Below are 4,713 nucleotides of genomic sequence, written 5' to 3'. Positions count from 1 at the left end.
GGGGCGCGGCGGCCCAGCCCAGCAGGGCCTGCAGCTCGGGGGCGACGTCCGCAGCGTGCGGCAGCTGCCCTTCACCGAGCGTGCCGCGCTGGCGGACCAGGCTGTTGAGCACGCCGGCCTGGCGGGACAAGGCGGCCAGGCCCTGGCGCTCCAGCTCGGCGCTCTGGGCATCCAGGCCGGCCTTGCGCAGCAGGGGCCAGCTCAGCAGTCCCAGGGCCAGCAGCATGACCGCGCCCACCAGCAGGAACTTGCGCGAGAAGCTCAGCCGACCCGACAGCCAGCTGGCCGGCGCCAGCAGACGCAGCCAGGGCGGCTGATTCGCGTCGCGGTGTGCTGCCTGGGCCCTCATGGGCCTCAATCGACGCTGGTGCTCAGCAGCACCTTGACGCCGGCCCCGCTGGGCTTGCGCGAGACATAGCCGATCGCGCCCGGGGTGTTCTGCACCAGGCGGGTCACCTCCTCGTCGCTGTCCACCTGGCGCGGCGGCAGGCCCATGCCGGTGAAGCTCTGGCGCGCCCAGTAGGCACGCACCTGTCCGAGGCTGCGGCCCGTGACCTGGTCGTAGAAGGCGCGGCGCAGGCTGCTGCCTTCGCGCAGATCGATGGGCTGTATGGGCTGGCCATCGGGCCAGCTCTGCTGCTGGCGCAGATAGATCTGGGTCACGCGTTCCGGGCTGATCTTGTCCAGGACCACGTCCTTGTGGGCAATCACGATCAGCTCGTTGGCGGCCAGGGCGGAGCGGGCCGCGCCGGCGCACAGCAGGGCCAGCAGCGGGATCAGGGCCAGGCAACGGCGGGTCAGGAAGTCGGTGAATTTCATGGCCGGGCCCTCCTTAGAACACCAGGTCCAGCGTGACGCTGAACAGCTGGAGCTTGTTGTCGAAGGGCAGGCTGCTCACGGCCAGCGGGCCGGGCTTGCCGGCATCGGGCGTGCGCACCAGATCGAGCTGGGTCTTGATGGCCATGTTCTCGCGCCAGTCCCAGCGCAGCCCCAGGCTCAGCGAGCGGCTGCTGATGTCGGCGAACTGCTGTGCCCGGCCAAAGCCTTGCTGCAGCTGCTGCAGGCCGCCATCGAGCTGCGGGTTCAGCCCGGTCGGGGCCAGGGCCTCGGTATTGAGGGTGGCACGGGAGCGCTTGAGCCGCGCCACGCTGAGGTAGGGCGTGACATCGCCCAGGCTGCGGGCCAGCGTGAGGCTGTAGCCGCGGCCCCGGCCAACCAGATCGTTGCGGGGATCCATCCAGGTCAGCTCGCCCAGCACGCGCCATTGCTGCCAGTTGCCGTCCAGACCCAGGCTGCTGTAGCTGGGGCGGTTGTCGAAGGGGTTGCGCAGGGCATCCAGGCCCTGCGACTTGCTCTGCAGGGCGGCCTGCAGCGTTGGCGGCAGCATGGGGTTGAGGGCCAGCTGCCGCAAGGTGCCGCCGACCTGATCCAGCCCCTGGTTGAGCTGACTGACCTGCTCGGAGCGCAGCACATAGCGGTCGATCTCGGTGTGTGAGAAGCGCAGGGTCAGGTCTTGCAGATGCGCGCTCAGGCTGAAGCCCACCAGGCCGCGCAGGCTGGCATCGGCCGAGATGGCCGGCGAGAGGTTGTTGAAGCGGTGGGTGTAGTCGTAGCGCCCGCCAAAGACCTGGGCCAGCAGGCTGGCGTCGCCCAGATTGAGGCGCCAGTGCAGATCTGCGCCGTCCAGGCTGGCCACGCTGTTGGTGAGGGCGTAGATGGCGGGCGCCGGGCGCACGGTCAGGTTGGCATAGCCGATCTCGGCAATGCTGGAGTCAAAGAACAGCGGGCTGCGCACCCGCCCCAGATTGAGGCTCAGGCCCTGGCCCAGCTGCTGGCGCAGGGCGGCGATGCGCAGGCGCGGCTTCATGTCCTCGCCCGCACGGGCCACGCCTTGCACCTGCAGCGTGGTGCCCTGGGCCGGCTGCCATTCCAGCTGCAGGCCCAGGGCCGTGTCCATATTGGCCGACCAGCCCTTGCGCACCGGGCGCAGCTGCGAGAAGGAGGTGATGGCGCCGGCCGTGGCGTTGTCGTTATGCGTCAGGCCCAGGGTGGCGAAGCCGGAAAAGCGCAGCGCGCTGGCGGCATCGGGGCCATCGGCGGGGTTCTCGGCCGCTCGGGCGCCGCCGCCCAGCAGCAGGCTCAGGCCCGCCAGGATCCAGGCCGGGCTTCGCCAGGCCTGTCTTTCAGTGTGTGTCCGCATCTCGCCATCCCTCGCTGCGGCCCGCTTCCGATGTGCCAGCCGTGATTGGGGCGAGAGCCTGAAGAGCCAGCGTTGAATCTGCGTTGAATGAGGGGGCTGCGGCACAATAGCCGCCGCGTGCCGCCATGGGGGCGAGCCGGTTAGTCGGAGTTGGAATGTCCTCGTCCAGTGTCTTGATCATCGGCGCTTCGCGCGGCATCGGTCTGGAGTTCGTGCGGCAGTACCGCGCCGCCGGTGAGCGGGTGGTGGCCACGGCGCGCAGCGAGCCGGGCCTGGCGGCCCTGCGGGCCCTGGGTGCCACGGCGCTCAAGCTGGACGTGGCCGACACCGCCAGCGCCGCCGGTCTGGCCTGGCAGATCGACGGCCATCAGTTCGATCTGGTGGTGATCAATGCCGGCGTGTTCGGGCCGCGCAGCGAGGGGCTGCAGACGCCCACCCAGGCCGAGTTCGACATGGTCATGCACACCAATGTGCTGGGCCCCATGCGGCTGCTGCCCCAGCTGGCCGAGGCCCTGGCACCGGGGGCTCGCATCGGCATCCTGTCCTCGCGCATGGGCTCCATCGGCCTGCGCAACAGCAGCTCGGGCTGGCTGTATCGCGCCTCCAAGGCGGCGGTGAATTCGGTCATGAAGGACGCGGCCCTGAGCCTGGACGGCCGGGCCAGCCTGTGCAGCTTCCACCCCGGCTGGGTACGCACCGAGATGGGCGGCGCCGGCGCGGACATCGATGTGCAGACCAGTGTGGCGGGCATGCGCACCGTGCTGGCCACCCTCAAGCCCGAGCACAGCGGCGGCTTCTTCAATTACGACGGCCAGCAGCTGGCCTGGTAAACCCTCGATGACGCTGCAGGACGCACAGGCCTTCTTCACGCGCTATCGCGAGGCCTTCAACGCGGGCGACGGCGAGGCCGTGGCCGATCTCTGGCACAGCCCCAGCGCCATTGCCGACAGCCGCGAGGGGCTGGGCCGCGTGAGCTGGTGGGCCGAGGACGCGCCCATGCGCGCCAATATGCGGGCCCTGTGCGCGGTCTACCGCGATGTGGGGCCGCACGTCTGGTCTTTCGAGATCCGTGACCATATTCCCCTGGGTTCGAACCATGGCTTCAGCCGTGTCGCCTGGACCCTGAGACGCGCCGATGGCGAGCTGCTGCAGCAGTTCTGTACCGGCTACCAGCTGGCCCGCATGGCCGATGGCTGGCGCGTCCTGTTCTGTACCGCTTACCAAGAAGATCTATCGGAGACTCGAAAACATGTTGCGCAGTGAAGACCACCGCGCGGTGCAGGATGCCGTGCGCAGCTTTGTGCTCATGCCGCAGCGCACCCGGCAGGCCAACGACGCCTGGTAGTTGGCGCAGCATGAGGCTGCCTAGGCCGGCCCGAGGCCTTGCTGAAGCATTTGCAGGCGCAGCAGGTGCGCGATTTCTCGATGTGGGATCTACCCTGGTACAACATGATCGGCGCCATGCTGCTCGCGGTGGACCCCCCGGCCTTTGCCGACTACCCGGCCAAGCAGCCCGGCCTGCTGCTGAACCACCGCGTGGCCCAGCTGGCGCAGGCCCTGGCCATGCAGACGCTGCCCCCGCCTGAGCGCGTGGCCTGGCTGGCCAAGCAAGACCTGACCCTCAGCCAGCGTGAGCGCATCACGCTCAGCGAGGATGGGCTGAGTCTGCGTGTGCTGCCTTGGGCCAAGCCGGTGACGCCCAGCCCCGGCGGCCTCAGCCGATGCTGGCATTTGCCGCCGCTCTGACGAAGCAAGGTATCGCGGCGCGCGATGCCGCCCGGGCCGCCCCCTGAGTCAGGGGGGATTCGACGTTTGGCGTCGTTCAAGGTGCTGCCGACCGGAGAAGTCCGATGGCATCGGGCCTGTTCGGCCGCGTGCCGGTAGACCGGAGCTCAGGTGCCAACTTTTTACACCCGTGCCTGCGGGGGTGGGGGCGGGCCGCTGCAATTGAATAATCCGCTCCGCCAAACGATCTGCGCTCGCGGTTTGGCAGGGGGCGATCTGGACCGGAGCTGCGGGACAGGTCGACGAGGTGATTCATGGATTGAGGGAACGATGGATTCATTCATTCATGCATCCATTCATTCATTGCTCGGACGGACAAGACAAATGACGCAAACCAACAATCTGATTTCCAAAGTGGGCTTCGGCGCAGTGGCCCTGGCTCTGGCAGCAAGCGCTCAGGCCGGTGTGGTCGTGGGTTGGAACTTTGACAACGCGGCGCCCGGCCAGGCCGGCGGCATCGCCGCATCGACGGCCGCAGCGGGTGTGAGCAACGCCAACTTCAGCACGGCCAACGTGGGCTTGTGGTACTGGGGCGCCCCCTATGGCAATGTCGTGGGGACGCAGTTTTTCGGCAGCAACAGCAACACGCTCTCGCTGAACTTCACGCTGGCGAACTCGCTGAATGACCTGACCCTGTCCTTCACCCACTACCACAACCACAACTTCGGCAACACCAGGCCCAGCTACAAGTACGCGGTGCAGATCAACAGCGGCAGCGGCTGGACCGA

The 4,713-nt window shown here is 68.2% G+C and carries 6 protein-coding genes and 1 pseudogene; 4 read left to right on the top strand and 3 right to left on the bottom strand.

Annotated features, from left to right (window positions below):
- The 3 genes and pseudogenes from ACK5F2_RS01315 to ACK5F2_RS01305 form a co-directional block, all read right to left on the bottom strand.
- A pseudogene (locus ACK5F2_RS01315) lies at nt 1–349 on the bottom strand (hypothetical protein); the annotation flags it as partial.
- Nucleotides 350–354: 5 nt separating this feature from the next.
- Complete coding sequence (locus tag ACK5F2_RS01310) at nt 355–819, bottom strand: hypothetical protein (protein ID WP_409862224.1); 465 nt, start codon at nt 817–819, stop codon at nt 355–357.
- Nucleotides 820–832: 13 nt separating this feature from the next.
- Nucleotides 833–2,200: a hypothetical protein gene (locus ACK5F2_RS01305; protein WP_409862223.1), complete on the bottom strand. Its 1,368-nt coding sequence runs from the start codon at nt 2,198–2,200 to the stop codon at nt 833–835.
- A gap of 155 nt (nt 2,201–2,355) precedes the next feature.
- On the opposite strand from ACK5F2_RS01305, the gene ACK5F2_RS01300 reads away from it, so the two are divergent.
- From ACK5F2_RS01300 to ACK5F2_RS01285, 4 genes are all read left to right on the top strand, one after another.
- The gene (locus ACK5F2_RS01300; protein WP_409862221.1) at nt 2,356–3,030 is read left to right on the top strand and encodes an SDR family oxidoreductase; all 675 of its coding nucleotides are present in this window, start codon (nt 2,356–2,358) and stop codon (nt 3,028–3,030) included.
- A gap of 7 nt (nt 3,031–3,037) precedes the next feature.
- Nucleotides 3,038–3,463 carry a hypothetical protein gene (locus ACK5F2_RS01295; protein WP_409862220.1) on the top strand — a complete coding sequence of 142 codons (426 nt, stop codon included), beginning with the start codon at nt 3,038–3,040 and terminating at the stop codon, nt 3,461–3,463.
- Between the two features lie 120 nt (nt 3,464–3,583).
- On the top strand, nt 3,584–3,946 hold the full coding sequence (locus ACK5F2_RS01290) for a hypothetical protein (RefSeq protein WP_409862219.1): 363 nt from the start codon (nt 3,584–3,586) through the stop codon (nt 3,944–3,946).
- Nucleotides 3,947–4,309: 363 nt separating this feature from the next.
- On the top strand, nt 4,310–4,713 hold a 404-nt coding region (locus tag ACK5F2_RS01285; protein ID WP_409862218.1), incomplete at its 3' end, for a hypothetical protein.

The organism is Roseateles sp., from assembly GCF_046300915.1.
Lineage (GTDB): Bacteria > Pseudomonadota > Gammaproteobacteria > Burkholderiales > Burkholderiaceae_C > Kinneretia.
This window is presented reverse-complemented; position numbering and strand designations above follow the sequence as displayed.

What these genes read in the sequence shown, in the direction of transcription:
- ACK5F2_RS01310 (WP_409862224.1), bottom strand. Translation starts at nt 819, where the DNA reads ATGAAATTCACCGACTTCCTGACCCGCCGTTGCCTGGCCCTGATCCCG.
- ACK5F2_RS01305 (WP_409862223.1), bottom strand. Translation starts at nt 2,200, where the DNA reads ATGCGGACACACACTGAAAGACAGGCCTGGCGAAGCCCGGCCTGGATC.
- ACK5F2_RS01300 (WP_409862221.1), top strand. Translation starts at nt 2,356, where the DNA reads ATGTCCTCGTCCAGTGTCTTGATCATCGGCGCTTCGCGCGGCATCGGT.
- ACK5F2_RS01295 (WP_409862220.1), top strand. Translation starts at nt 3,038, where the DNA reads ATGACGCTGCAGGACGCACAGGCCTTCTTCACGCGCTATCGCGAGGCC.